At 60.4% G+C, this 24,769-nt stretch carries 30 protein-coding genes; 5 read left to right on the forward strand and 25 right to left on the reverse strand.

Features of this window, described 5'->3' with window-relative positions; translation table 11 throughout:
• Positions 1-32 precede the first annotated feature (32 nt).
• From GE073_RS18555 to GE073_RS18565, 3 genes are all read left to right on the forward strand, one after another.
• On the forward strand, positions 33-842 hold the full coding sequence (locus GE073_RS18555) for a molybdenum cofactor biosynthesis protein MoaE (protein ID WP_153784060.1): 810 nt from the start codon (positions 33-35) through the stop codon (positions 840-842).
• Positions 839-1,882 carry a ThiF family adenylyltransferase gene (locus GE073_RS18560; protein ID WP_101807987.1) on the forward strand — a complete coding sequence of 348 codons (1,044 nt, stop codon included), beginning with the start codon at positions 839-841 and terminating at the stop codon, positions 1,880-1,882. The genes GE073_RS18555 and GE073_RS18560 overlap by 4 nt, the downstream gene beginning before the upstream one ends.
• 96 nt (positions 1,883-1,978) lie before the next feature.
• Positions 1,979-3,034: an HD-GYP domain-containing protein gene (locus tag GE073_RS18565; RefSeq protein WP_153784061.1), complete on the forward strand. Its 1,056-nt coding sequence runs from the start codon at positions 1,979-1,981 to the stop codon at positions 3,032-3,034.
• Positions 3,035-3,118: 84 nt separating this feature from the next.
• Here the strand turns inward: GE073_RS18565 and GE073_RS18570 are convergent, their stop codons facing one another.
• From GE073_RS18570 to GE073_RS18670, 22 genes are all read right to left on the reverse strand, one after another.
• Positions 3,119-4,195: a glycine-rich domain-containing protein gene (locus GE073_RS18570; RefSeq protein WP_101807989.1), complete on the reverse strand. Its 1,077-nt coding sequence runs from the start codon at positions 4,193-4,195 to the stop codon at positions 3,119-3,121.
• Between the two features lie 40 nt (positions 4,196-4,235).
• On the reverse strand, positions 4,236-5,237 hold the full coding sequence (locus tag GE073_RS18575) for a peptidoglycan recognition protein family protein (RefSeq protein ID WP_153784062.1): 1,002 nt from the start codon (positions 5,235-5,237) through the stop codon (positions 4,236-4,238).
• Positions 5,230-5,511 (reverse strand): phage holin family protein, encoded by a 282-nt coding sequence (locus tag GE073_RS18580; RefSeq protein WP_101807991.1) that lies wholly within the window; start codon positions 5,509-5,511, stop codon positions 5,230-5,232. The genes GE073_RS18575 and GE073_RS18580 overlap by 8 nt, the downstream gene beginning before the upstream one ends.
• Positions 5,512-5,535: 24 nt before the next feature.
• The gene (locus tag GE073_RS18585) at positions 5,536-5,850 is read right to left on the reverse strand and encodes a hypothetical protein (RefSeq protein WP_028599139.1); all 315 of its coding nucleotides are present in this window, start codon (positions 5,848-5,850) and stop codon (positions 5,536-5,538) included.
• A gap of 41 nt (positions 5,851-5,891) precedes the next feature.
• Positions 5,892-6,218, reverse strand: coding sequence for a hypothetical protein (locus tag GE073_RS18590; protein WP_153784063.1), 327 nt, complete (start codon positions 6,216-6,218; stop codon positions 5,892-5,894).
• Positions 6,219-6,238: 20 nt separating this feature from the next.
• A complete protein-coding gene (locus GE073_RS18595) occupies positions 6,239-7,873 on the reverse strand; it encodes a hypothetical protein (RefSeq protein WP_153784064.1) in 1,635 nt (544 codons plus the stop codon).
• Between the two features lie 2 nt (positions 7,874-7,875).
• Positions 7,876-8,160 (reverse strand): ketopantoate hydroxymethyltransferase, encoded by a 285-nt coding sequence (locus GE073_RS18600; RefSeq protein WP_153784065.1) that lies wholly within the window; start codon positions 8,158-8,160, stop codon positions 7,876-7,878.
• Complete coding sequence (locus GE073_RS18605) at positions 8,157-8,741, reverse strand: putative phage tail protein (protein WP_153784066.1); 585 nt, start codon at positions 8,739-8,741, stop codon at positions 8,157-8,159. The genes GE073_RS18600 and GE073_RS18605 overlap by 4 nt, the downstream gene beginning before the upstream one ends.
• On the reverse strand, positions 8,734-9,810 hold the full coding sequence (locus GE073_RS18610; RefSeq protein WP_153784067.1) for a baseplate J/gp47 family protein: 1,077 nt from the start codon (positions 9,808-9,810) through the stop codon (positions 8,734-8,736). The genes GE073_RS18605 and GE073_RS18610 overlap by 8 nt, the downstream gene beginning before the upstream one ends.
• Positions 9,803-10,174: a DUF2634 domain-containing protein gene (locus tag GE073_RS18615; RefSeq protein ID WP_052333303.1), complete on the reverse strand. Its 372-nt coding sequence runs from the start codon at positions 10,172-10,174 to the stop codon at positions 9,803-9,805. Before GE073_RS18615 ends, GE073_RS18610 begins: the two co-directional genes overlap by 8 nt.
• Positions 10,171-10,467 carry a DUF2577 domain-containing protein gene (locus GE073_RS18620; RefSeq protein WP_153784068.1) on the reverse strand — a complete coding sequence of 99 codons (297 nt, stop codon included), beginning with the start codon at positions 10,465-10,467 and terminating at the stop codon, positions 10,171-10,173. Before GE073_RS18620 ends, GE073_RS18615 begins: the two co-directional genes overlap by 4 nt.
• Positions 10,468-10,470: 3 nt before the next feature.
• Entirely contained in the window at positions 10,471-11,463 is a 993-nt protein-coding gene (locus tag GE073_RS18625) for an XkdQ/YqbQ family protein (RefSeq protein ID WP_153784069.1), read from the reverse strand.
• A gap of 4 nt (positions 11,464-11,467) precedes the next feature.
• Positions 11,468-12,205 carry a LysM peptidoglycan-binding domain-containing protein gene (locus GE073_RS18630; RefSeq protein ID WP_153784070.1) on the reverse strand — a complete coding sequence of 246 codons (738 nt, stop codon included), beginning with the start codon at positions 12,203-12,205 and terminating at the stop codon, positions 11,468-11,470.
• A gap of 42 nt (positions 12,206-12,247) precedes the next feature.
• Positions 12,248-14,704, reverse strand: a complete 2,457-nt coding sequence (locus tag GE073_RS18635; RefSeq protein WP_153784071.1) for a hypothetical protein — start codon at positions 14,702-14,704, stop codon at positions 12,248-12,250.
• A 21-nt stretch (positions 14,705-14,725) separates the two neighbouring features.
• Positions 14,726-14,854, reverse strand: coding sequence for a hypothetical protein (locus tag GE073_RS25835; protein WP_255309683.1), 129 nt, complete (start codon positions 14,852-14,854; stop codon positions 14,726-14,728).
• 53 nt (positions 14,855-14,907) lie between these two features.
• On the reverse strand, positions 14,908-15,330 hold the full coding sequence (locus GE073_RS18640) for a phage tail assembly chaperone (protein ID WP_043111402.1): 423 nt from the start codon (positions 15,328-15,330) through the stop codon (positions 14,908-14,910).
• Between the two features lie 136 nt (positions 15,331-15,466).
• Complete coding sequence (locus GE073_RS18645; RefSeq protein WP_101807993.1) at positions 15,467-15,934, reverse strand: phage tail tube protein; 468 nt, start codon at positions 15,932-15,934, stop codon at positions 15,467-15,469.
• A complete protein-coding gene (locus GE073_RS18650) occupies positions 15,935-17,248 on the reverse strand; it encodes a phage tail sheath family protein (protein ID WP_153784072.1) in 1,314 nt (437 codons plus the stop codon).
• Complete coding sequence (locus GE073_RS18655) at positions 17,249-17,488, reverse strand: hypothetical protein (protein ID WP_153784073.1); 240 nt, start codon at positions 17,486-17,488, stop codon at positions 17,249-17,251.
• Complete coding sequence (locus GE073_RS18660; RefSeq protein ID WP_153784074.1) at positions 17,478-17,891, reverse strand: hypothetical protein; 414 nt, start codon at positions 17,889-17,891, stop codon at positions 17,478-17,480. Before GE073_RS18660 ends, GE073_RS18655 begins: the two co-directional genes overlap by 11 nt.
• Positions 17,888-18,286 carry an HK97 gp10 family phage protein gene (locus GE073_RS18665; protein WP_153784075.1) on the reverse strand — a complete coding sequence of 133 codons (399 nt, stop codon included), beginning with the start codon at positions 18,284-18,286 and terminating at the stop codon, positions 17,888-17,890. Before GE073_RS18665 ends, GE073_RS18660 begins: the two co-directional genes overlap by 4 nt.
• A 340-nt stretch (positions 18,287-18,626) precedes the next feature.
• Complete coding sequence (locus GE073_RS18670; RefSeq protein WP_228551635.1) at positions 18,627-19,331, reverse strand: RNA polymerase subunit sigma-24; 705 nt, start codon at positions 19,329-19,331, stop codon at positions 18,627-18,629.
• Positions 19,332-19,541: 210 nt separating this feature from the next.
• On the opposite strand from GE073_RS18670, the gene GE073_RS18675 reads away from it, so the two are divergent.
• Positions 19,542-19,895, forward strand: a complete 354-nt coding sequence (locus GE073_RS18675) for a helix-turn-helix domain-containing protein (RefSeq protein WP_153784076.1) — start codon at positions 19,542-19,544, stop codon at positions 19,893-19,895.
• Between the two features lie 34 nt (positions 19,896-19,929).
• On the forward strand, positions 19,930-20,403 hold the full coding sequence (locus GE073_RS18680) for an ImmA/IrrE family metallo-endopeptidase (protein ID WP_153784077.1): 474 nt from the start codon (positions 19,930-19,932) through the stop codon (positions 20,401-20,403).
• 773 nt (positions 20,404-21,176) lie between these two features.
• On the opposite strand, the gene GE073_RS18685 is transcribed toward GE073_RS18680, so the two are convergent.
• The 3 genes from GE073_RS18685 to sufB form a co-directional block, all read right to left on the reverse strand.
• Complete coding sequence (locus GE073_RS18685) at positions 21,177-21,695, reverse strand: hypothetical protein (protein WP_153784078.1); 519 nt, start codon at positions 21,693-21,695, stop codon at positions 21,177-21,179.
• Positions 21,696-21,710: 15 nt separating this feature from the next.
• A complete protein-coding gene (locus tag GE073_RS18690) occupies positions 21,711-22,718 on the reverse strand; it encodes a DUF6731 family protein (protein ID WP_153784079.1) in 1,008 nt (335 codons plus the stop codon).
• 618 nt (positions 22,719-23,336) lie between these two features.
• The gene (gene sufB / locus GE073_RS18695; RefSeq protein ID WP_028599157.1) at positions 23,337-24,734 is read right to left on the reverse strand and encodes a Fe-S cluster assembly protein SufB; all 1,398 of its coding nucleotides are present in this window, start codon (positions 24,732-24,734) and stop codon (positions 23,337-23,339) included.
• Positions 24,735-24,769 lie beyond the last annotated feature (35 nt).

The following is a 24,769-nucleotide window of genomic DNA, read 5'->3' on the forward strand; positions in this document are numbered from 1 at the left end:
AAACCCCGCGGGGACAGGTGAGGTTATCTACCATGAGCTACAGCTGGAGCATCGCTTTGTTCGCCGGCTTGCCGGAGCGTCTCGGGACGCGGCAGGCCGAGCTCTCATCCGACCGGTCCGAGATGACCGTCGGCGAGCTGAAGGCCGCGCTGAGCGAGGCCTATCCCGCCCACGCCGGCTTGATCGCCGTCTGCTTCGCGGCCCGCAACGAAGCTTATGCCGCCGACGGCGAGCTCGTCCGCTGCGGCGACGAGCTCGCGCTGCTGCCGCCGGTATCCGGCGGCGACGGCAGCGGCGCTCCTATCGCGGCGGCAGCCGCCTGCCGCATCTGCGCCGAGCCGCTCGACGCGGCCGCGGTCGCTTCGCTGGTCGAGCATCCCGACCACGGGGCGGCGATCGTCTTCATCGGCACGACCCGCGAGTGGACCGCCGGACAGCGGACGGTCAAGCTCGAGTACGAAGCCTATGAGCCGATGGCGCTGCGCACGCTGGAGCAGATCCGCCGCGAGCTGGACGAGCGCTGGCCGGGCACGCGCTGCGCGATCCATCATCGCATCGGCGTCGTCGGCATCGGCGAGGCGAGCGTCGTCATCGCCGTCTCCGGGCCGCATCGGGCGGCCGCCTACGAGGCGAGCCGCTACGCGATCGAGCGCCTCAAGCAGATCGTTCCGATCTGGAAGAAGGAAGTGTGGGAGGACGGCTCGGAGTGGAAAGGACATCAGACGGGGCCTTGGAATCCGCTCTCGGACCTGGCTCCGCCGGTCCCGCCCGCAGCCTCGGACAAGCTTCCTGCGGAAGAAGCCGCGGCTGCGGTCGGAGCCGAGCGGGAGCTATCCGAATGAGCGAAGGCAGCCGGCCGGCGCTCCCGGACCGCTACATCCGCCAGACGCGTTTCGCGCCGATCGGCCCGGACGGCCAGCAGCGGCTCGGAGGCTCCGTCGTCGCCGTCGTCGGCGTCGGCGCGCTCGGCTGCGTCATCGCCTCGCATCTGGCGCGCGGCGGCGTCGGCGAGCTGCGGCTGATCGACCGCGACATCGTGGAGCTCAGCAACCTGCAGCGGCAGCTGCTGTACGACGAGGACGATGCCGCCTCCAGCCTACCCAAGGCGGAGGCCGCCGCGGCGAAGCTGCGCCGCGCCAACAGCAGCGTCTCCATCCGCGCCTATGCGGCGGACCTGCATGCCGGCAACGCCGACGAGCTGCTCGGGGGTACGGACCTGATCCTCGACGGCACGGACAATTTCCACACTCGCTATCTCCTCAACGACTATGCCGTGCGCGCCGGCATTCCCTGGATTTACGGCGGCGCGGTCGGAGCCGGGGGCATGACGATGAGCGTGCTGCCGGACGCCGGTCCGTGCTACCGCTGCCTCTTCCCCGAGCCGCCCGCCTCGGGGCTGGCGGATACTTGCGAGACGGCAGGCGTCGTCTCGCCGCTCGTCGACGTGATCGGCTCGCTGCAGGCGATGGAGGCGATCAAGTGGCTTTCCGGCCGGCGCGAGGAGATGCGGGGAGACCTGCTGCAGCTGGATCTTTGGCGCAACTCGTGGATGCCGCTCGGCGTAGCCGGAGCCAGGCGCTCCGACTGCGAATGCTGCGGACGCCGCGAATTTCCGTTTCTCGAGCCGGAGGAGGACATGGCGGCGGCGCTGTGCGGGCGCGCCACCGTGCAGATCCGGCCGGCCCGCAGCCGGCCGCTCGATCTGCCCGCGCTGGCCGAACGGCTCGCGATGGCGGGAGAAGTCCGGTTGACTCCCTACTCGCTCCGGTACGAGCGGGACGAGCGGATTTCGGTCGTCTTTTTCCCCGATTCGAGAGCGCTCATCCAAGGCTTGGAAGATCCTATTAAAGCGAAAGCCGTTTATGCCGATATACTAGGATGATAATAGGTCGGACGAACGATATTGCCCCGCTTTCAGATCCGACAATAGTAGCAGACGGCACGATGCCGTCCAAGACTAACCTTGCCGAGGTGCACCATGAGGGTTCATATTTCCGATCTAAAGGAAGGCGATCTGCTGTCTAGCGACGCCTTCAACCATTTTGGCTTGAATGTCATGGCCAAAGGAACCCGGCTGACCTCCTACGAGATCGCCAAGCTGACGCAGCACAGCATCGACTATGTGGAGGTCGAGATGGAGGCGCCTGTCGCCGCCGGATACCGGACGATCGAGTCCGGCCTGCCGCCGCGCTGGCTGCCGTCCATAAAGCCCCTTTACGAGAACGCCATCTCCGGCTGCGAAAATCTTTTCCGCAAGGCGCTGGAAGAAGGCAAAGTGAGCGAAGAGGACGTGGACCGGTCGTTCGGTCCGCTCATGTCCAGCTTCCAGATGGAGAAAGACGTCGTCTCGATGCTGCTGCTGCTCAATACGGACGACGACTATACGTACCAGCATTCCGTCCAGGTGGGCATGCTGTCCTACTACCTGGCTTCCTGGCTCGGCTTCCCGGAGGAAGAGGCGGCGCGCATCGGCAAGGCCGGCTTCCTGCACGACATCGGCAAATGCCGAATCTCCAAGGACATCCTCAACAAGCCGGAGAAGCTGACGAGCGAGGAGTACCGCGAGATCAAGCGCCACACGCTGTACGGCGAAGAGATCATCCTCAGCACCTACGACGATCCGTTCCTCTCCTCCGCCGCTCTCCAGCATCATGAGCGCATGGACGGCACCGGCTACCCTCACGGCATCGACGGCATCGAGATTTCCCCGATCGCCAAGATCGTCGCCGTCGCGGACGTGTACAGCGCCATGATCTCCACCCGCTCCTACCAGCAGAAGCGCGACCTGCTCTACGTGCTGCGCGAGCTGTACCGCATGAGCTTCCACGAGCTGGATCCGCACACGACCCACACGTTCATCCGCCATATGATTCCGAACTTCATCGGCAAAAGCGTCGAGCTCGACAACGGACAGTTCGGAACCTTCATCATGACGCATCCGAGCGAGTTTTTCCGCCCGCTCATCCAGGTCGGCGAGGATTTCCTCGACCTGTCCGAGCAGCGGGAGCTGGAGATTACGCAGATTTATATGTAAATTGAAAAGACCCCCTAGCCGCCATGAGGCGGCTAGGGGGTCTTTTGCATGCAGGGCGTCGGCCCGGACGTTCGCTGTCCCTCGTCAGTCTCCTCCGCCGCAGCTGCTGGACGAGCAGCTGCTCGAGCTGCAGCTGCTCGAGGAACAGCTGCTGGAGGAACCGCCGTCGGAAGAGCCATCTCCGCCGCTGTCCGAGCTGCCGCTTCCCCGTTCGTCGAACGAGTCGCCGCCCGCGCAGCCCGATGCCGAGCAGCCGCTTTGGGAACGCTCGCGCTCCGCCTCCGGCAGATGCCGCTCCATCTGCTCGTCGAACGAGCCGCCCATCGAGCTCATGAGCAGCGCTCCTCCCAGCATCGCTCCGTAGCCGGGATCGGCATAGCTGCTCCCGGACAATCGGCCAGGCGAGTCGCTGCGATCGGCGCTTCGAGCCTCGCGCGCGTCGGCGGCCTGACGGCGGAGCTTATCCAGCATATAGGAGACGAGCCGCTCGTCCGCTTCGGGACGGAACAGCTCCGAGCGCAGCTCTCGCGGCTCCGCGTCCTGCAGCCGCTCCAGCCTCTTTGCATTGAGCGGATGGCGGAAAAAGGCTCCCCAGGCGACAGGAGCGAAAGCGTGGAAACGGAACAGCGCCGCATAGGCCAGATCGAACCAGGCGCGACCTCCGGGATCCGGGACGCTTTCGGCCGCCGGCGCGTGATGCAGCGGTCCGCCGATCAGTTCTTTGCCGAAGCGCTCGTATTCGCGGGTGTACATCAGCATCTCATGCCAGACCCCGTCCACCTCGTCGCCGAACATCGGCACGGTACGCAGCAGCGAGCAGAGCACGAAATAGCGCTTCAGCTCCAGCAGCAGCAGCTCGAACCGCTCTGGCGAGCAGTCGGGATGCTCCGTCAAATAGCGCTGCCGGAGCTGCTCGACATAGGAGGCGGGCAAAGCTTTGTCCAGCTTGGCCGCCGTCGCTTGCAGCGGCGCGTCCGGCAAGGCGCCGAGATCCAGCCAGCCGGCGGTTTCGCGGGCGGCCTCGGCGACCGCGTTCCGACGCGGATTTTTGGAGGAGGACAAGGGACGCTCCGCCGATCGGCGAGTTTTCGTTCGAGCCGATACGAGGGACAGGACGAGCAGAGCGAAGAGAGCGAGCAGAAAAAGGGAGCTTGGAGTCATCGGCTTCTCCTTTCGAAGAGGAAGAAAAGATAGCCTTATCTTACCATAGCGCGGATCCGCTCGGGGGAATGGCCGCGCAGCGGCGCAGCTCGTCCGCCATGGCGCGGAAGCGGTCCGGATTCTCGCCCTTGGCGCGGGTCTTGAACCAAGCCGGGGACAGCCAGCCGACGATGATTTCCTGCGCGTTGCTTTTAAGCAGCCTTTCTCCGTCCACGCAGCGGCGCAGGCGCTCGGCCAAGCGGGCGTAGTGCGCGGCGCCTTCGCTGTCTCCCGCCTGGATACGCTCGTGCCACGCCGGCTGGATGTAGGAGCGGACAAGATGGGAACAGGTGGCGGCAGAAAGGGCAGCCGGCGAAGAGGCCGCAGTCGCGCCGTCTTGCTGCGTCTTGGCCGAATCGGCGGCCGCTCCTGCTTGATTCCGCCCGCTGGAGCCGGCGGAGGAAGGCTCGGCTGGGCGGGCGGAGGATTCCTCCGCTTGGACGGCCGCCGCCAGCTTGCGCTCGACGTCGCGGATCAGATCGGCGAGCGTGCGGCCGGCCGTCGCCAGCGCCTGCTCGCAGTCGCGCTTGCGCGTCGGATCGAGCTGGCCGTGGCTCACGATATGCGTCGAAGGAACCTTGCTCCACTTGGCGCAGCAATAGGCCAGATAAGCGACATAGCGGTCGTAGGCCGCCTCGAAGCGGATCGCGCCGCCGTAGCACAGCTCGATGCCGAGCGCGGCGTCGTTGGCGTCTGCGCCGAAGCGGCGGTTGTCCTCCGGCGCCTGCCTTTGCACATGGTACGCCTTTTCCGCCGGGTCGTCTCCCGTGCCCGTCGGGATGATCTCCAAAATCCGCGTGTCGTCGATGAACACATGGGCCGAAGCGGTCCGCTCCGTCTGGCGGTCGAAATAGCGGTAATGGGCTTCGGCCGTCGCGCCCGGGTTGCCCGTATCATGAGCGACAAAAAAAGCCGGGCTTCCGGCGGTCAGCCGAAGGCCCGGCCTCGTCTGCGGACGGATGCGGATGTAGCGGCGCTCGATCGGATAGCCGAGGTCAATCATGGGCGTCTTCCTTGCGCAGCGCCTGCGCGGTCTGCTTCACAAGCTGGTTGCCGTAGACGGCGACGGCGCCGCAAAAGATGCCCTGCATGACGCCGTCGGCGGTCCAGCCGGCCGTGAAGCCGGCGAAGACGATGCCGGCCGCGGTGACAAAGTAGATGATCATCCAGTCCCGGATGCCGGCCGTCCGCTTGAGGCCGTAGCCGATGATCCAGCAGACGGCGACGACGCCGGCCAGCTCAGGATGGATCATCGATTGGATGAGCGTCCAGTCCATCTGGCTTCCTCCTTTGGCTTCGCTTTATTCGAGTATTTTGAAAACGAGGCCCAGCAGCGAGGCCGCCAGGCCGATAAGCGTGAACGAGGTCGTGATCAGCCAGCGCTGGCCCTGCTTGATGCCGTCGATGCTGGCTCGGATCTCGTCGATCCGGTGATGCGCGGCGCGCGCCCTCTGGGCGGCCTCGCGCGCCGTCTCGTCGCTTTTTTCCAGGCGTTCGATGAGCCGCGCGACTCCGGAGGCCAACTCGCCGAGAGCCCGAGTGTTGACTTCCTGCAGCGTCTCGAGCTTCACCACTTGGGATACGATCGCCTGGAGCTGGTTCTCGGGTCTGCTCATGCCGGGTTTCTCCTTTCGAACGGGGGAGGGAGACGGGTTTATCAGACTCCAGACGGAACTAAACCTTCATCTACGCCTTCCTTAATCTTGATTTTCGTAGTCAAATAGTTGAGCAAAATGGAATAGTAGCTCAGCACATTGCTCTCTCCGATTTTTCTGATTCCGTCCGTATATCCGTTGAACGTATTTGGAGAAAGAGCCAGACTATCAGACAAGTCCAGCTCATCATTTAAAGGCAAAACCAACATTGCATTGCTAAGAAGAATTGATCCGGATTCAATGACTTGATAGCTGACTCGAAACTGGCTTACATTCCCCTCCATGTCGAAGTTCTGCGTTACCGCCAGCAATTTGATTTTTTTCCCCATTGACTTAGCCTCCTTAAGAGTTAAAAGCCTTGTGCATGGTTGAACCGCAGAGAATGGTATCCCCTTCTCCATGCCGCTATTCGGTACATGAACCGCGAGTTGGGTTTCCCCTTAACCATAAAGCGGTCCGTATAGCGTTCGGGAACATAGAACGCTCCTTCATCAATGCTTTGAATGAAAACGTGGTAGTCTTCCCCTTTGATTTCAACCGTTTCGAGAAAGATAGGATCCATTGAAACGATTACCTGGCCTTCTTGATCCGTCATGGCCTCACCATAATCCTCAAACCGATTTTCGGGCGACTCTATAGCAAACAGATATTGATCCCCATAAGTGGAAGTTGATACGACAGCCGATTTGGTTCCTGCCACACTGAACGATTTTTGAACTCGGACTCCTAAGGCATCCCAGTAGGCGCTTTGCTGACCTGCTGCGTACATCGAGATGCTGTTGTCGCCATTCCATAAGAGCCCTGTATCATGATCACCAATCGATAGATCGAGAGCGGCTTGGCTGTTCATATTGTTTCTTCCTGAACCTCCATTGAACCCTACCGCAAGTGTGCCCGACACCCGCGCGTTCCCCAACCCAGTTACTTTAAAGAAAGGCTGCCAAACCCCTCCTCCTACAGTTCCAACATCTAGAATAGCATTCGAGTCGGCCATATATCTGCTTGCAACGATCAATCCAACAGCGGCCGGATGATCCTGCCAGTTCACGATCGAAGAAGCTGGAGTAATGCCTGCCGGAGGGAACGCCGGAGCTGAGTTGGCTGCTTTTGCATGACCGTGGCGTTCAATTTGAACGGCAGTTCCGTTCGAAGCGGACGGACCGCTAAGTGTTAGAATCGGAGTCCAGTTGATGGTGTCGTAAAAAGTTCCCAAACGGATCGTATTGTTGCCTACCATTCGGATACCATCTGTTGAGCCTATGTTTTCATATACCGCGTAATGTTTTCCATCTGTCGCATTTTGTCCGCGAAAATAGATTGGCGAGTCGGCAAGGTTGAAATTGGAGTTGCTTCCTCCTCCCAAGTTCAGCTTTTTAGGGATTGTCACATTGCCGGTGGACCGAGCTATATCCAGTCCTTTTGTGATGAATGCGCCGTTATTGTCATAGGTCCAAAAAGAAAGATTCCCTCCCCCATTGCCAGCGGAACTAGCTCCATCAAGACCAATTCCCCCATAAATATTTCCATTATTCTTCATTGCCAAATGAACATTCCCACCACTTGAGGTTCCTTGCGTCGTGTTGATGGAATCAAAGCTTGGAATCGCTGATTTCCGAACATCCTGATCAAAATGATATCCGTCCACCATATCCGCATTGAGCCCCGATCCTGCGCCGCCGTTCCATTTAGCCCGGTCGGCAGTCGAAACGTGAGATGCTTGACTGGATGCATGCGCGGTCAAGCTGCTTTGCACCGCATCCACCTCCGCCTTCCGCGCCGCGTCGTCCGCGGCCGCCGGGGCGGCCACCTTGACGCGGCCGGCGGAGTCGCGCTGCATGAGCTTGCCTGGCGATGCCGCGCTCGTCGCCCCATGCGCGCCCTCCACGACCGCCGCATGGGCGGACGCGGCGTTCACCTCGCCGCCGAGCGCGTTCAGATCCGCCTCGGTGACGACATCGTTGAATTTCCAATCCGTCTTGGCCATCGTCATCCCTCCTCTACCGTGATCGACTGCAGCATCAGCGTATCGCTCGCAATCGGGATCTGCACTTCGCTTACGCTCAGCGTCTTGCCGGACGCATCCTGCAGCTCGATCCGATGCACCGTGCCTACCGCCTCCGCCGGAATGTAATACCTCAGCTCGACAACTCCCTGCGACGCCCGCTTCAGCGTGAACTCCGTCAGCAGCACCGCGCCGCCGTTGAGCGAGACGCGGGCGATCCGACCGTCCACATATGCGGCCACGTCCTGGATCAGCGAAGCCTCCATCATCGTACGATCACCTCTTCCTTCTCTGTCGTGAATCCGGTCGCGCCGAGCTTCCAGCTGCCGAGCCTCGTCTCGCGGGCCAGCCGCCGATAGCGGATGCCCTCCCTCAGGCGCAGCGTATCCGCAACCGCCGTCTGCTGCACATAGACCAGACTCGCCGGCTTCAGCGCCGTCACCGTCTGCTCCACCTCGCGGAACAGCGGCGCGTTCTGGATCGCGGCCGAGATCGTCAGCACCTGCGCCTCCAGGTCTACCTGCGCCAGCGCGCGGCCCTTCCCGACCAGATCGTCCAGCCTCTCTTGCAGATACCGCAGGGTAAAAGGAGGCTTCGTGGAATACCGGTTGACGACGCGCACGCGCCGAAATGCCAGCGATTCCTGCGCCTCGTCCGCCCGAATGCCGAGCAGCCGCTCGTGGCGGCGGATCGCCTCCACGGACGCGGTCAGCACGAAGCGGTCATCCAGCAGGCGCTCCAGCGCCTGCTCCGCCGAGGCTATCTCTTCATCCTCCGAACGGAACAGCTCCGTCATCTCGCGGCTGTCCGAATAAAACGCCGGCAGCCTTCCGATCAGCGGCTCAGCCATTCAGCGTCACCGTCCCGAGCGTCGGCACCTCGTCGGCTTCCAGCTCCAGATTGGCCGGCGCGCCGTTCAGCGTCGTGCCGCCGATGTCCTCGACGCCTGGCAGCGCCAGCACTCTCGTCTCCAGCTGGGAGATGCGCACGATCAGCCGGCTCTCTCCCGCCCAGGCTCGCCGCAGCTCCAGCAGATACGCTTCCGCCGCCGCCTCGATGTCCCGCTCCAGCTGGACCGCGCTCACGCCGGCGCGCAGCGTGAGCTGCGTGGCGATGTCCACGGGAACCGCGTCCGCTGCCACGATCGTCACCCGATGGCCGATCGGGGCGAGACCGATGCCTTGTCCCGCCGACTCCGGGTCGATCGCCGCCTGCACCTCCTGCACCAGCGCGGCCGCCGCCGGAGCGAAGTCGCTGGCGATTACCGTCGCCTTCACGGTGCCGCCGCCGTTCCAAGCGGGATGGATCTTGACCCCGCCGACTCCGGGCAGGCCGCCGATCTTCGCCCGGTAATCCGCGATATTGCCGCCGAAAGGCTGCTCGCTGACCGCTTGCCAGAAGCGGGCCCGCAGCTCGGCGTCTCCCTCCTCGTCCTCGCCCGGCACGAGCACGTCCGCCAGCTCGGCGCGAGCCAGGCCGTCGATGTAGTCCAGCGGCAGCAGCGCTCCCGCCACCTCGTTGCCGGCTCGGCCGGGCAGCTCGGCCACGAGGCGATACGTCCCCGGCGCGAGCCGCTCCGCCACCTCGTAGGCGGTCCCTTCGGCCGCCAAGCGCGAGCGCAGCGGCACCTCCGCCGGGCCTCCGGCCGCGCCGAAGAACCGGCCGAGGCGCATCGCCCGGCTCGAGGCCTTGCGCCGCACGCCGTGCTCGGCGGCGCGGCGCGTCAAATACTCCCCGTCCGCCGTATCGGCGAACGAAAGCGCCAGCTGCACGTCCAGCTCGGCGTAAAGCGCCGCCAGCTCGGCCGCTGCGGGCGCGAGCGCGTCGAAGATGACGCTGCCTTCCCTTTTGTCCAGCTCATCCGGAATCCGGGCCAGCATGCGGCCCATGATCTCGCGGTACGTCTGATGCTCATACACCGGCCATCGCCTCCTCCTTGAACGAGCCGAAGACGGTGCGCACCGTGAACGTCAAGGACACGCCGTCTCCTTCCCGCCTCATCTGCATGTCCTCGACCGCCAGCACGCGGCTGTCCGCCAGCAGCGCTTCCTCGACCGCGGCGGCGATGTCGTAGCTCGACCGCTCGAGCCCGACCTCTCCCGTGTACACCTCATGCTCCCAGCGCACAGTCGACAGCTGCTTGAAGACGAACTGGCGCATCGCGGCCAGCCCGTCGATCCTTCCCCCCGTGCGTCCGTCCAAATGGATCGGGTACGTCAGGCTCGGCCGCTCGACCGCCTCCGCCGCCGTCCAGTCCAATCCCGTCTGCTCCGGCACGCTCATGCCTCCACCCTCCCCAACGCCACGTAAGGGCTGCCGCCCTCCGAGCGCAGCAGGACGAGCCGGTCGCCGAGCTCAAGGCCGCGCCGCAGCACGACGCGCTCCCCGCCCAGCTCCACCGCCAGCTCCCGCAGATGCTCGGGCACGACGAGCAGCTCCGCCGGCAGCGTGAAGCGCTGCTCGACGGCCACCTCCAGCGGCTCGAGCCCCGTCACCTTGCCGAATACCGCCTTCGTCAGCTGCTGCGCCTCCAGCGAGCGCGCCATGATCTGCTTGATCGAATCGTTGATGCTCATGCTTCATCCTTCCTTTACCATGCCGTCGATGACGTACAGCTCGAGCTGCATCGTGTGCGAGCGGCCGGAATAGGCGTGCGTGCATTCCTCGACGAGAAAGTTGCGGTTCAGCTGCAAGCGAGGAATCGTCACCTGCACGACCGAGCCGGCGCGGATCGTCGGATGGCCGAGCGCCTCCAGGCTGAATTTCCGCTGCTCGCGGTTTTTCAGCTGGAGCAGCTGCTTCAGCATCTCCTTGATCCGCTCCTCGTTGAGGCCCTCGTCCACCTTCTGGTAATATTGCAGCTGTCCCCAGCGGGCGATCGCGGCGCCGTCCTGCTCGATATAGACGTCCCGACCGCCCGTCTGCTTGTTGTCGCGCACGAGCTTGATGCGGTTGTACGTCTCGCTGTCGATGCTGCGGCTGGACGAATAGCCCGTCAGCAGGCTGTTCTCGCCGATGACGACGCTCGCCTTCATGTCGGCCACGTCGCGCAGCGTCAGCAGGCCCGCATCGTCATAAAAGACGAAGAGCTTCCCCTTCGCCAGCAGCGTCTCGTCCAGCGCCTTGAAGATCATGTCCAGCCGCTTCTGCCCGTCCTGGCTGAACTTCGGAATCGGATGGCCCGTATCCGCGATAGGGCCGAGCCGGGCCTGGATGGCCAGCGCCTGGTCGCGGATGACCTGAGTCGCCGTCACGTTCGTGCGGACGTAGGTATCCGTCTCCAGCAAATAGCGGAGCTGATCCTGGGCTTTCACCCGCACGACCCGATCCTCGTCCTCCTCCAGGGTAAACACATAGCCGTAGAACAGCCGCACGCCGCCGTCGCTCACCCGTACGACGTTGCCGGGAGCGATCGGCAGCTGGCTTTGCGCCGCCAGGCTCGGCCCCCGCATCATCGAAAACTCCAGCGTGCCCGCCTTGCCGATGCGGGACGTCTTCCAGCTCAGCTCGGTGGCCATGCCGGTGACGTCCCACAGCCGTCCGTCGCGGAGGTCGAGCTCAATCTTCAGCATGCCCTCACTCCTTCGGCGGCGGCACCTGAAGCACGCGGCCGATCTGCAGCCGCTTCAGCTCCGAGTTGCCGATGCCGTTCAGCTTTTGGATTTCCGGCCAGCGGCTGCTGTCGCCGTCGTACAGCTTCATGCTGATGCCGCTGAGCGTGTCGCCCTTGACGATCGTGTAGGCTTTCGGCGGCACCTTCAGGTCCGGCCGCTTGTCCGGCTCCTTCGCCACGGCGGTCGAGCCGTCCGCCGTCTTCACCGCCTGCAGCTTCACCGGCGCGTAGAACACGTATTCCTTCAGCTTAAGCGTGTAGAACACGTCGCCCGGCGAGCCGGCCTCCTCCCAGCGATCGAAGCCGGTGATCGTCATCGGAATCTGCAGCGTGTACGGATTCTCGAACCGGTCGGCATGGCGGGCATAGATGAACCGCAGCGGATAGCCGGAGCGCATCCAGCGGCCGATGTCGTCGGCGAACTGCTCCGGACGCTTCAGGATGGACCGGGTCGCGACGTAAGGGCCGGGCTGGCTGGGAAAAAAGCTCTCGAACTCGACCTCGGCCAGTCCCGGCTTCTCGATCGTCGCGATCGGTCCCGCTCCGAGCAGATTGTAGTCCTTGCCGGAGCCGCTTCGGCGGATCGACAGCTTGGACGGCAGCACCGGCAGCTCCCAGCCCTCCGTGCCGTGATTAAAGTCGAGCCGGATGCCGGCGAACGCTTTGGCCGGCTGAGGGCTGACCCGAATCGGTATAGCCATCGGCGACCTCCTTTCCGCGCAATGCTGCGCTTCGTAATGTTGCTAAATGCGGGCGTACACCCCGTGGGCGGACGACTCGATCTCCTGCTCCATGCTCGCGGCGATCTTGCGCACGACGTCGTCGACGTCGACCTGCTTGTGGATCGGTCCCGTCGTCACCTGCACCGTCGGCGTCAGCGTGACGAAGTTCTGGATCGCCTTCATCTCGGCCAGATCGCGCATCACCTTCAGCTCCTCGCTGCCGATGTCGACCTCGCTGCCGATGCTGCCGACCTCGTTGACCTTGCCGATGTTGGGAATGTTCCCGCCCGGCGCGGCTCCTGCTCCGGCGCCGCCCATCATGCTGTTCTGCTTGTCGGCCATGCCGCCTCCGCCGCCCAGCTTGTTTTCCCCTTTGAACATTTCCTTCAGAGGATCTTTCTCCCCGTTGAAGAGCGAGCCTGCTTTGTCCAGCGCTCCTTTGCCCAAGTCGTAGCCCTTCTTGCCTGCCGCTGATGGATCCAGCGCGTCCAACCGTCCGATGCGGACGGGGTCCTTCTCCGAAGTCGGCGGCTCGATTTTATCCAGCATGCCCTTCAGCTTGCTGCTCAGGGCATGGGGATCCTTTACGTCCAGCTCTGCGATGCCTTTGTATTCTTTGCCGAACAGCTTCGCCATGCCGGCTCCCAGCCCGTTCACCAAGCCGATGACTCCGTTGATTCCCTCCAGAATGATCTTCATGAAGCCGCCTGCGAAGGACTCCGTCATGAGCAGCATTTCATACAAGGCGTTGCCGAACATCATCGCCAGATCGTAGAACAGCTTCTGAACCGCATATACCGGATCGATGAACAGATTGATCAGGAACTCCGCGAAAGTCGCGAACAAGTTCCAGGCAGACGCGATCATGTTATAGATCGTGGCCCCTAGGAAGAAGAACAGCCCGACGATGAAGCCGATGATCTCGCCTGCGCTCGTCCCCGTCTGGAGCAGCGCGTAAACGAGCAGCCCGATGATCGCAATGATGAGCAGCAGCGGCCAGTTCGCCATGAAGAAGGCAGCGGCCATCGCCATGATCGGCGCCACCATGCTCCATAGCCAGACGGCCATGAGCGGCAGCAGCACCGCCGTCAGCACGGTCAGCACGTCGCCGATCGCATCCCCGTTCGAGACGAACAGGTTAATCAGGAACAGCGCGGCATCTGCCGCTGCGGAGAGCAGCTCCGCCATGATGTACAGTCCGGCGGAAAGCGCGTCGAAGAAAGGATCGAGCTTGCCGGAGTCGAATACAGCCATGATCTTGTCCAGAACCGGAATGAGCGTCTCCATCGCCGGCATGCCGGCTTCGCCGAGCTTGAACTGCGCTCTCTGCTGGATGCCTTCCATTTTGGCTCCCGGGGTGGAGGTCAGCTTGTCGAAGCCGGCGTCGCTCATGCCTTGCTTGGCGAGCAATCCATCCATAGCGCGCAAGAACCCGTCCATGTCGCCCGAAGCGACGGCCTTGCCGGCTCCGCTCTCCTGCAGCTGCTTCTCGGACAGATTAAGCCCTTTCAGCAGTTCCGCAGGATCGCCCGCCATCATGGCGCTCATCGCGCCGGCCGATTCTTCGAGGCTGCTCTGAGGGTTCAGCTTCTGCATCCGCATCGCCATCCGGTTGAGAGCGGCCACCTGCGTCGGGTCGGTCGTCACCTTGAGGAAAGACAGCGCCGTCTGCTGCGCCTCCGCCGGATTCACGTTCGCGCCGAGCGCTTGCCTGCTCACCGCATCGAAGATCGCTTGGCCGCCGGCGTCGCTGCCTGCCGCCACCGAGTAGCGGTCGATCGTCTCCTGCTGCACCATCGCGCCCCCGACGGAGCTTTTGAACAACGGCACCGCTGCTCGGAATGCCGCCGTCAGGCCGCTTGTCATCAGCTGAGCGACGCTCGGTGCTCCCTCTCCGGCCTGCGACGCTCCTGCCGCGGCCGCGCCAGCCGCTCCTCCCAGCACGCCGGCGCCCAGAGCGCCCGCTCCGGCAGCTCCGGCTCCAGCGGCGCCAAGCCCAAGCAGCGCCTTCAGCCCGCCCGCACGGAAGGCCAGGAACATTTTCGTAAGCTCCGGGAGCGCTTTAAGGAAGTCCTTAGCGCCAGCGACGAACCGAAAAATGCTCGTAACGCGGTCCATTTTGCCGAATCCACCGCCTGGATCCCTCTGCGCTCCATCCCCCGCCGCCTTCACGCTCACCTTGAACGGCTCGTCCAGCCGCTTCTGAATCTGCTTGCGCAGCCGGCTGATGTCCTCCTCCGGCACGTTCAGGCGGACCTGCAGCGCGAGGCGGGACTGCCGGAGCCGTCCGAGCCGCTGCATCACGCCATTGATCTCCTGATGCGCGCCGCTCGTCTGCACCGACACCTTGAGCGGCTTCGCCAGCTGGCGCTGCAGCTTGTCGCTCAGCTGAATCGTGCGCTCCAGCGTCTGATTCACCTTGCGCAGCTCGCCGCTGAAGCGGTCATACAGCCGGATCGTCGCTTGCAAAGTCGCCATCGCTTCACCCCCTCCTTTCCGTCATCGGCGCTTGCCGCTCCGCGAGGACTGGAGCCGCGCCTGCTTCTCGGCCTCCAGCCGCACGCGGATCATGCCGATCAGCGCGGCCTTGCGCCGCGTTCCCAGCTCTGCGAATTCCCATGGCAGCACCCCGTATTCATTGAGAGCGAAGTACGCATAATTCCACTCGCCTTCCCCCTCCTCTAGTCGTTTTTTACTTCTTCGGCCAGCTCGCCGACCTCGCGGTCGAAGCCGTTGATCTCCTGCACCTTGGCCGCCAGGTTGGCGAACTCGCCCGCCAGCAGCATCTTGCGCACGACGGCCGCCGCGCCGCGCACGCCGTACGACTGCTGCAGCTCGGCGTCATTGAGATCCGGATGCACGACGCAAGCCGCGACCATGCGGCCGAGATAAGCGTTGTAGTCCATCTCCGGCATCGCCTGGCCGCCCTTTCCCTTCGTCCGCTTCATCGACGCGGAGCGCAGCTCCTCGTTCAGCTCCTCCGAGATGGCCCGCAGCTTCCAGGCGGCGGGCCGGCCCGACTCGTCGCGGAATCGGTCCGAGACGACGACCTCCTGCGTTTCGGCGGCGACGGCATTGTGGGCAAAAAACAGCTTCATGGACATGAACAGTTCCTCCTTGGAATGGAAAATCGAATGAAGCGGGAGCGTCCGTGACGGACGCTCCCGGCAAATGACCGCGAATGAGGCCGGCGGATCGGCGGGACGCTTGCTCTGCCTGGAGTCGGCTCGTCGCGCCCGATCAGCCCAGTCCCTGGATGTCCTTGAACGGCTCGCCGATGTTGACGTCATGGAACGTGAACGGAATTTCCTCGTCCAGCGCATCCGACTCCGCGTCGAGCGCGGCCATGACGACCTCGTCGAGATTGACGCCGATCAGCGTGACGATCTGCTTGCCGACAGCCGAGGCCGGATCGTCGTTGGTCACCTGGATGTCGAAATAGGTGTCCACGCCGGTCTTGATGTAATCGCGCATCATCTCGCGGAAGCGGGACGTCACGTAATACAGCGTCATCGTGCCGGTGCCTTCCCAGCCGGCCGCTTTTTTCTGCACGTTGCGGCTGCCGAGCGTCTTGATGTCGGCCTTGTTCTTTTTCGCGGTTGCCCGCAGGTTCTTCACATAGAACATCTCCACCGTCTGTCCGCCAATCGTCGCATAGGCCGTCCCGGAGTGCCCGGCAATCGTGTCTCCCGCTTTCAGTACGCTCATTTAGCTCACCTGTACTTTCATGTAGATTTTTTCGATCGCATCGACCGGCTGCACGGATACGGATACGACAACCGCGTCCGCCTCCGCTCCCTGCTCCACCGTCACGTCCTTGGAGGCGTCGAAGTTCTGCAGCGCCCCCAGCTCCTGGTACTGCTCCAGCAGCTTCACGCAGTCCTTGCGGAACAGCGCGCGGCCGTTCGCATCGTTGCCGACCTTGCCGATATACAGGCTCTCGAAGGTCGCCTTGAAGTCCGTCGCGATCCCGTCGAGCACACGCAGCGCAGAGTTTTTGGCGAAAATGCGGCCCTTCTGCGGCGTCGGACTATGATAGGAGTTGATGTCCTGCTCGACGACGACCGAGCCGGAGCGGGCCGTGAAGACGAACTCGCCGCCGAGCAGCGCCGCCGCCGTAGCCGAGTTCGTCAGGCGCGGAGACGCGTCGCTCGCGCCTTCATAAACGGCGTAGGTCAGCGATGCGGCCGGACCGGCCGCCGCTGTCGCCGCCGCGACCCAGACCGCCGCCTGTCCTGGCGTCAGCGTCTTGCCGTCCTCCAGCGTGACGCCGTTGCGCACGCTGATGACGCCCTCATGATTGGCCGAAGCGTAGTTTTCCAGCACGACCTGGATCTTGCGTCCCTCCTCCTCGCGCAGCCGCGCGGCGAACGCCGCGAACAGGCTTTTCATCGTGACATCCGTCCCCGGATACACCGCCACATGGAAGTCCTGCAGCTCGATCGCCTGCAGGAACCCGGCATAATCCTCGTTCGTCGCCGCGCCGTCCGTACCGCCCGCAAGCGGAACGCCTGCCGTGGCTTCGAGGGCTCCCGAGCCCGTCCAGACGATCCACGCGTTCGCCTTCAGGCCTTGTGCGTTCAGCACGATCTGGCGATCGACCTCCGAGCCGCCGACAAACGTCGCGACTTCCATCTGGCCCGGCTTGTCCACGCTCGCCTCGACCGAGACGCGCAGATCATTGCCGCGCACGCCCGGATAGCGGGCTTCGGCGGTGACGCCGCCAAGCGTCGCCTTGGCCGCCGTTCCACCATTGATGCGGTAGACGAGCAGCTTGCCCGCGCGCTTCATCGCCTCGCGCACCAGTAGCAGCTCCGGCGCGCTCAGCGCGTAGCCGAGCTTCTCCAGCGGATTCTCGCCGCCCTCCAGCACCGTAATCCGCCGCGGCTCTCCCCACGACAGCGGCAGCGGCAGCGCCAGCGTGCCCCTATCGCCCGTCGTCACCGCCGTGCCTTCCGTCGCAAAATTGATGTAGACCCCCGGACGTACCTTGTTCATTGCCGTAAACATGCCTCCAGCCATTTAGTCGGCCTCCTTTTTAATGAATGCTTGAATGCGCCGTTCGACTTCCTCATGCCCGCAGCGCTCTTCGTCGCCGACCAGCACGGAAATCAAGTCCTTGCTGGCGCCGTACCTGCGGCTCCCCAGCAGCGCCGCCTTCGTGAAGCGCGGCTCCAGGCTCGCCTGCTGCTGCTGCTGCTGCGGCTTGACGTCCGCACGGGACGCGTCAGCCGTTTTTTCCGCCTTTTTCCTAAATGCCATTCGGCTCGACCTCCTTGCGCAAGCTCCGCATGAGCGGCGGACGATCCGTCTCATCCGCTCCGTCCAGGCGTACGCTCCAAGTAAAAACGAACTTGCCCTCGGCCAGCTCACGGCTTACGGCGGAGCCCTTGGCGAACCGCCCGTCCGCCAGCGGCACCGACGCCAGCAGCGGCAGCAGCCGCTCCGCGACGAGGTCGGCCCGCTCCGCGGACCGGCAAATCAGCGCCAGTCGACACGCCTCTCGCCAGCGGCCGCCGAGCAGCCGCTGCCGTTCGACCGCCAGCTCCACCAGCTCCAGGCTCGGCTGCGCAGGCGGGGGCTCCGACTGACCGACGGACACGGCGTAATCCGGGAACGCCGCTCTCAGCCGGTCCAGCAGCACGTCGATCCAGCTTTCGCTCATCGGCTTGCTCCTTTCCCGGAGAGCAGCGTCTCGAGCACGCTCTCCAGCCGCCGGGGCCAGTCCCGCTCCAGCTCCGCCAGCGCGAGCGCCAGCATGAAGCGCCCCCGCTGTCCGCCTTCGCCCTCCGTCCCGTACTCGAGACGGGCGGCTTCCGGCGCCGGGTGGCTGATCTCCACCGACAGCACCCGGCTCGCGCGCTTCACTGGTCCGACGCGCCAGCCCTTCGCCAGCTCGCCGCTTCCCGGCGGCATTCGAGCCGCTGCGGATCGAGCCGCGGCTTCCGCCTGCTCCAGCAGATGCCGCTCCAGCACGATCGGCGCCCGCTTTTCCAGCTCCCTCAGCTTGCGCAGCAGCTGGTCCGGATCGTCCAGCTTCCAAGCTGCGATTCCTCCCATGCCAGCTCCTCCTTCCTTCTCTTGCTTCCCGCCGTTTCTCGTGCAGACCGATCGTCAGCTCTCCTCTCGGCCTCTTCTCCTCCGACAGGCACAGGAACGACAAAAGCCGCCCGGTTAGGGGCGGCTCGTCTCTTGTCATCGTTCCTGATACTAGCATCTTACCACGGTCAAAACGGCCTCAGCGGCTCAACTCCGTCTCTTTCGCGTCTCCACTCCGTCTCATTGGAGTCTCACCGGGGGAGGCTGATCTTCTCGCGTCGTTTCGGCGCATGAAAAAGGACGGAGCGCTTTTTCGCTCCGTCCTTTTCTCCATCCTATGCTGCCGCCGCTTGGCGGTCCTCTATCCATCCCGCTGCCATTCCAGAATCCGCAGGAACAACCGGGCCGCCTGCGGCTTCCAGCGGAAGAACGTCGGGCGGGAGATGCAAAGCGCCATCGCGCAAGCCTCGGCTGTCCGCTTCTCGACGTAGTAAAGCCGGATGAGGCTGCCGTACCCTTCCTGCTGCTCCTCCGCGAGCCGCATCGTTTCTTCCAGCTGCTCCAGCTCGGCCTGCAGCCGCTGCAGCTTCGCCATCCGCTCCAGCACGGCATCATAATCGCCGATCCGCCCCGCGCGAGCCTCGATCACCTTCTCCAGCTTGCCTCTGAGCTCCCGCAGCAGCCGGTCGTCCTCGAGATCATTCCCTCTCGTCGGGATCGCCGCCAGCTGCGCTTTCGTGCCGACCGGATGCTTGTCCGGATCGAGGTACGCATTTGCGATCGTCTCCAGCTTCTGCTCCCGAGCGTTCAGATACATATAAGAAGGCATCCCTTTCAGACGGCGGTGAAGGTCCTGCAGCTGGTCCTCCTGATTGAGGCGGCTGACGGTCATTCCGGCTCCGATCGAATAGCTGCCGAGCACCTTCACCTGTATCTTCAGCTCTCGCCAGCGGCGGCATTCGTCGCGGACGAGGCTTTCCAGCTGCCGATTGTCCAGCTCGTCCAGCAGCTCATCGAGCGGTCTCCGTCCCCGTTCCGCTTCAGCGCGATTTTCGAGTCGTTCCATTCTTTCCAAGCCCCTTTCCGTTGACTCAAATTTAATTTGAGTTCAAGCCATTGAAATTCCTTTTTTCAACCCCTTGTTGTCTATCAGCCTATTTCAAGGTATAATGCATCCATAAAGACGAATTTCCTTTGAGCATCCTTGCGGAATACTAGCATAACACCCAAATTATATTTGAGCAAGAGGGAAATGGAAAAGGGAGGAAGGACCGCCATGTCGCTCGGCAAACGAATTCGGGAATACCGGGTCAAACGAGGCTTGACCCAGATGCAGCTCGCGACGAAGCTCCAAATGTCGGAAGCGAACATATCCAGCTACGAACGGGACAAAAGCGCCCCGCCGAGCGACAAGCTCAGCCAGCTGGCGGAGCTGCTCGGCGTCTCCTCGGATTATTTGCTCGCCGGCTCGGTTGCCGCCTCCCCGAGCCTTCAGAAACTGGAGCTGGAGCTGTCGGAGGAGCAGATCCTGACGCTGGCCGCGCATCGGATCGGCCATGAAGGGCCGCTGACCGGCCAGGAGCTGGAGCAGATCAAGCTTGCGCTGCGCATCGCCCTGGCCAAGCCGTAACGAACGACACGAGGACCCGTTTAGGAGAGAGGTTATGTCCAAATATGAACGCCTGCTGAAGCAGACGCCCATCCTTCTTCGCGAGGACGCCGACTTGCCTGAACCGATCAAGGGGCTGTATATGGAGACGCGCGCCGTCCAGGCGATCCTGCTCAGCCGCAGCCTGCGCACGTCGGCCGACAAGGCGTGCATTCTCGCCGAGGAGCTCGGGCACTACCATACGACTGCGGGCGACATCACCGACCAGTCCATCATTGCCAACCGCAAGCAGGAGAAGCTGGCGCGCAACTGGGGCTATGAGAAGCTCGTCCCGCTGTCGGAGCTGATCGGCGCTTATCTCGCCGGCTGCCGCAACGCGTTTGAGATCGCCGACTACCTGGAGGTGACCGAGGCGTTCCTGCAGGAGTCGATCGTCCACTATCAGGAGAAGTACGGCCAGATGGTCGTCCTCGACCGGTTCACGCTTTATTTCGATCCGCTCGGCGTCGTAGAGATGTTCGAGCGCTGATTTTCACCGCAAGAAAAAACCACGCACACCGTTTGGACGGTCTCGCGTGGTTTTTATTTATCACTGGTAGGGCTTAGCCTATCGAGCCCTTCATCTCGACATGAACTAGGCTTATTTCATATTTGGGAAAAACGGTTGCGAAACTTGCTGTGCATCGGCCACACATTTTCCATGGTATGTTACGAACCAGCCCATTTGCAATAATCGCAGTTGCCAAGGACGCAGTTCCTAGGACCTACGAGCCTCACACCGTTTGAACGTGCCGAGTCTTAGTCGGTGCAGTCTCCTCGGTTGCCAACCTTCCACACACAATGACTATTGTAAAGCTTTACTGCCGCATAGACCTATTGCACGGAATTGAGCCCAACAAACAGTCTTGCTGAAGCGCATTGGCTCGAACGCACTCTCTTCACCTTCTTCCAAACCAAGAGGTCTGTTTAAGAGTCGTTTGTAGCCCGCGTGACTTTACCGAGTAAACGTTCGCTTTGAACAGATGGTTCAGATGAAGCTCAAATGGGCGGCCAACCCTCTGATCGATATTCTGCAGTGTCAGAACGCTCTAACCGTTCCTCACGCTTCTGCTTCACGGCTCGAGCAATTATAACAATGAAAGCCAGTATATTGCCTGTATAGATACCTCTTGCTATTGTGGATCTCAACGAAATGTTTTAACTACTCGTCCAGGGACGAACTCTACGATCGGTTCTTCTTTCTTCCTCCTTATATACTTTTTCATGATATAGAAATATCTAATAGATCATATGAAAATTATTTTATTGTCTTGATTTTCTTTGAGGAAAATCAAAATTCTTGACTATAATATCAGTAACTAGTTTAACAGCATAAAAAGCTCCTAGTGACATATACCAAAAGAAGTAAGACCAGATACTTACTCCAATAGATGCTAAAAATCTATATGGTGCCTGTGGAAGGCTAGTAATAATTATTGAACCCACCACTACCGCTAACCCTAGATTTATCTGGCTCCGAAGGCTATGATAAAGATTCAATCGAAAAGCAGGAAAGAACTCTCTTATTCTCTTCATTACATCGCTATCATCAAGAGTAATAAGCAAAGTTAAGAATACGCCTGTGACCCCGATAACAATTGAAGCAAAGCTCACAACATTACCCATTAAGTTCCGTATATTGGTGATAAGACCAAAAAAGTGTAGTGCACCCGAAAGAAACCCAATAATCAGACATACAATGATTGAATGCTTTACCCAAATATCTTCAATCTTATTTATCCTCTTCAATGTGAATTCTTTCAGTCTATCTTTTTTGGCCATATTTCTCACCACCTCTTATTGAATGATTCCAATAATTCTTCTAATATCAGACTTTCTTGTCTTATATTTCTCAAGCATATTCGCGTGTAAAAACTCATGGCCAATAGAAGACTTTTGCTTTATTTCAAGACCAATTCGATCAGTCATTCTTGGTTCAATTAAATTAATTACCTCTACTTCGGAATCTTCGTGTTCTTTAACAGTTACCTCAATTTTGGGCCTACTTCTCTCGGGAAGATCTTTAAACTTTTCAAGTACTTCTCTAATCTCGTCCGCATTCAATGATGCAGTCTTTTCAGAAAACCCCATTGAGATTTGCAGTTCAATGTTAACCCCCGCAGATCTACCTATTGAACGTCTCATGTCTGACAGTATTCCATTGTCTCCATGGACTGAATCCAGCATAATATCGCTAGCCTTGATTTTAATTTTGCGATAATAGTCAGCTTGTAGTGCTGCCCCAACCTTGGAGTAATCCATAATAGGAGTAAGTCTTACAAGAAGCGGATCTTCCTCTTCCATACCATTTTCGGCCAAATACCGAAGCCGCAGTTCCGTCAAGTGAGCTTCAATTTGTTTTATAGTAAGGCCGTAGAAATTGGATTGAATCATGCATATTTTATACTGGTGGTCATATAGAATACTTACAAATTCACCTATGTATTCGTCATCCTCTAACATGATTTCTTCTTTTATTTTACCTATTTTCTTCTTTGAAGGAATGTTTGTATCGCGAAGTTTTGACAATTGAAAACTGTACACTTGGAACTTAGGATCATAAATATAGGAATCCGGTTCGACCTCAGCCTTCTCATCTCCAAGTTTTATAGAAGTATCGAAAGCGCCTTTTCTCGATTCCAAAAAATCGAGCATCGGTCCCATATCCCATAGATCAGCTGAGGTGAAATCAGGTTTTCCAAAAGTATTTCCATCATCATCGTGTTTCAGATCTTCTTGCAAGGCTAGCCTTGCAAGAACCAATTTCACTTCAAAATAATTAAACCGTACATATTTCTTCGCCATTAAGTCCCCTCACTTCATAATCAGGTAAGATTCGACAAATACTAGTACTATATTCCCCGATTATGAAACTCGACACAATTGGAACTCACGTTCTTAGGAACATTTGTTCTATTTTATCACATTGACTTGAAATAGCAACCCCCTCCAGCTGATGAGTTCAGTGAGAAATGGTAATTTTACGGCTAGCATTCGTAGTTAGCGAGATTCAACTAAAATGGCCGAAGATAAATTTTTTTAAATGTGACGATTCTTATAAATGAGCAATTGAACTTAAAAATTTTATTACAAAGAACTTGCCCATTTACGCATTTATAAAAAAAATCCGCAGAAAAGTTCTACGGATTCAACGAAAATTACTATGTTTTCGGAGGCCCAGTCCGTACCATTATTCGCACTTTAGGCAAAAAGTACAAACAGGTATTTCCCGAGCCCGAATACACGATTTAAGGCATAGCTACGCGTCTCATTCTCATCAACAAAGGAAAGGACTTCTACCTCGTCAAAGAGCTAATGCGACATGAAACACCAGGCAATGGACGCTTTCGACTAAACGGTATCATCACAGTATCAGAGCCACAAAAAACACCCTGAACCCCCTTTAATTACGCCTTTTATCGCTTACCCGATCGAACCTTCCATCTCGAACTTGATGAGACGGTTCATCTCGACCGCGTACTCCATCGGCAGCTCCTTGGTGAATGGCTCGATGAAGCCCATGACGATCATCTGCGTCGCTTCCGCTTCGCTCAGGCCGCGGCTCATCAGGTAGAAGAGCTGGTCCTCGGATACCTTGGAGACCGTCGCCTCATGCTCAAGCGTGACGTTGTCGTTCTTGATCTCGTTGTACGGGATCGTGTCCGACGTCGACTGGTTGTCGAGGATGAGCGTGTCGCACTTGATGTTCGCCTTGGCGCCTTCGGCGTCGCGGCCGAACGAGCAGAGGCCGCGGTACGTCACCTTGCCGCCATGCTTGGAGATCGACTTGGAGACGATCGTCGACGTCGTGTCCGGCGCCAGGTGGACCATCTTCGCGCCCGCGTCCTGGTGCTGGCCCTTGCCGGCGACGGCGATGGAGAGCACCATGCCCTTGGCGCCGCGTCCGCGCAGGATGACAGCCGGGTACTTCATCGTCAGCTTGGAGCCGATGTTGCCGTCGACCCACTCCATCGTCGCGTTCTCGTCGGCGACGGCGCGCTTGGTGACGAGGTTGTAGATGTTCGGCGCCCAGTTCTGGATCGTCGTGTAGCGCACGCGCGCGTTTTTCTTGACGATGATCTCGACGACGGCGCTATGCAGCGAGTTCGTGCTGTACACCGGAGCGGTGCAGCCCTCGACGTAATGCACGAAGCTGTCCTCGTCGGCGATGATGAGCGTGCGCTCGAACTGGCCCATGTTCTCGGAGTTGATCCGGAAGTAAGCCTGCAGCGGAATCTCGCACTTCACGCCCTTCGGCACGTAGATGAAGCTGCCGCCGGACCAGACCGCGCTGTTGAGCGCCGCGAACTTGTTGTCCGCCGGCGGGATGACCGTGCCGAAGTGCTCGCGGAAAATTTCCGGATGCTCGCGCAGCGCCGTGTCGGTGTCGGTGAAGATGACGCCTTGCTTCTCCAGGTCCTCCTGCATGCTGTGGTAGACGACCTCGGACTCGTACTGCGCCGAGACGCCGGCGAGGAACTTCTGCTCCGCCTCCGGAATGCCCAGCTTGTCGAACGTTTCCTTGATCTCCTGCGGCACTTCCTCCCACGTCTTGCCTTGCTTTTCGGAAGGCTTGACGTAGTACTGGATGTCGTCGAAGTCCAGATCGTCCAGATCGCCGCCCCATTTAGGCATCGCCATCTTGTTGAACTGGTCGAGCGACTTGAGGCGGAAGTTCAGCATCCACTCCGGCTCGCCCTTCATTTCCGAGATCGTGCGGACGATTTCCGGCGTCAGGCCTTTGCCCGACTGGAAAATCGCCTTGTGCTCGTCGCGGAAGCCATATTTATATTCTTCCATTTCCGGCATCGATTTTGCCATCTTGGTCACGCTCCTTGTGGTGGGGCTTGGATGGA

It is taken from the genome of Paenibacillus sp. B01, from assembly GCF_009649995.1.
GTDB classification, from domain to species: domain Bacteria; phylum Bacillota; class Bacilli; order Paenibacillales; family Paenibacillaceae; genus Paenibacillus_O; species Paenibacillus_O pasadenensis.

Coding starts and splice junctions, on each gene's coding strand:
- GE073_RS18555 (WP_153784060.1), top strand. CDS start 33: ATGAGCTACAGCTGGAGCATCGCTTTGTTCGCCGGCTTGCCGGAGCGT.
- GE073_RS18560 (WP_101807987.1), top strand. CDS start 839: ATGAGCGAAGGCAGCCGGCCGGCGCTCCCGGACCGCTACATCCGCCAG.
- GE073_RS18565 (WP_153784061.1), top strand. CDS start 1,979: ATGAGGGTTCATATTTCCGATCTAAAGGAAGGCGATCTGCTGTCTAGC.
- GE073_RS18570 (WP_101807989.1), bottom strand. CDS start 4,195: ATGACTCCAAGCTCCCTTTTTCTGCTCGCTCTCTTCGCTCTGCTCGTC.
- GE073_RS18575 (WP_153784062.1), bottom strand. CDS start 5,237: ATGATTGACCTCGGCTATCCGATCGAGCGCCGCTACATCCGCATCCGT.
- GE073_RS18580 (WP_101807991.1), bottom strand. CDS start 5,511: ATGGACTGGACGCTCATCCAATCGATGATCCATCCTGAGCTGGCCGGC.
- GE073_RS18585 (WP_028599139.1), bottom strand. CDS start 5,850: ATGAGCAGACCCGAGAACCAGCTCCAGGCGATCGTATCCCAAGTGGTG.
- GE073_RS18590 (WP_153784063.1), bottom strand. CDS start 6,218: ATGGGGAAAAAAATCAAATTGCTGGCGGTAACGCAGAACTTCGACATG.
- GE073_RS18595 (WP_153784064.1), bottom strand. CDS start 7,873: ATGGCCAAGACGGATTGGAAATTCAACGATGTCGTCACCGAGGCGGAT.
- GE073_RS18600 (WP_153784065.1), bottom strand. CDS start 8,160: ATGATGGAGGCTTCGCTGATCCAGGACGTGGCCGCATATGTGGACGGT.
- GE073_RS18605 (WP_153784066.1), bottom strand. CDS start 8,741: ATGGCTGAGCCGCTGATCGGAAGGCTGCCGGCGTTTTATTCGGACAGC.
- GE073_RS18615 (WP_052333303.1), bottom strand. CDS start 10,174: ATGAGCGTGCCGGAGCAGACGGGATTGGACTGGACGGCGGCGGAGGCG.
- GE073_RS18620 (WP_153784068.1), bottom strand. CDS start 10,467: ATGAGCATCAACGATTCGATCAAGCAGATCATGGCGCGCTCGCTGGAG.
- GE073_RS18625 (WP_153784069.1), bottom strand. CDS start 11,463: ATGCTGAAGATTGAGCTCGACCTCCGCGACGGACGGCTGTGGGACGTC.
- GE073_RS18630 (WP_153784070.1), bottom strand. CDS start 12,205: ATGGCTATACCGATTCGGGTCAGCCCTCAGCCGGCCAAAGCGTTCGCC.
- GE073_RS18635 (WP_153784071.1), bottom strand. CDS start 14,704: ATGGCGACTTTGCAAGCGACGATCCGGCTGTATGACCGCTTCAGCGGC.
- GE073_RS18640 (WP_043111402.1), bottom strand. CDS start 15,330: ATGTCCATGAAGCTGTTTTTTGCCCACAATGCCGTCGCCGCCGAAACG.
- GE073_RS18645 (WP_101807993.1), bottom strand. CDS start 15,934: ATGAGCGTACTGAAAGCGGGAGACACGATTGCCGGGCACTCCGGGACG.
- GE073_RS18650 (WP_153784072.1), bottom strand. CDS start 17,248: ATGGCTGGAGGCATGTTTACGGCAATGAACAAGGTACGTCCGGGGGTC.
- GE073_RS18655 (WP_153784073.1), bottom strand. CDS start 17,488: ATGGCATTTAGGAAAAAGGCGGAAAAAACGGCTGACGCGTCCCGTGCG.
- GE073_RS18660 (WP_153784074.1), bottom strand. CDS start 17,891: ATGAGCGAAAGCTGGATCGACGTGCTGCTGGACCGGCTGAGAGCGGCG.
- GE073_RS18665 (WP_153784075.1), bottom strand. CDS start 18,286: ATGGGAGGAATCGCAGCTTGGAAGCTGGACGATCCGGACCAGCTGCTG.
- GE073_RS18670 (WP_228551635.1), bottom strand. CDS start 19,331: ATGGAACGACTCGAAAATCGCGCTGAAGCGGAACGGGGACGGAGACCG.
- GE073_RS18675 (WP_153784076.1), top strand. CDS start 19,542: ATGTCGCTCGGCAAACGAATTCGGGAATACCGGGTCAAACGAGGCTTG.
- GE073_RS18680 (WP_153784077.1), top strand. CDS start 19,930: ATGTCCAAATATGAACGCCTGCTGAAGCAGACGCCCATCCTTCTTCGC.
- GE073_RS18685 (WP_153784078.1), bottom strand. CDS start 21,695: ATGGCCAAAAAAGATAGACTGAAAGAATTCACATTGAAGAGGATAAAT.
- GE073_RS18690 (WP_153784079.1), bottom strand. CDS start 22,718: ATGGCGAAGAAATATGTACGGTTTAATTATTTTGAAGTGAAATTGGTT.
- sufB (WP_028599157.1), bottom strand. CDS start 24,734: ATGGCAAAATCGATGCCGGAAATGGAAGAATATAAATATGGCTTCCGC.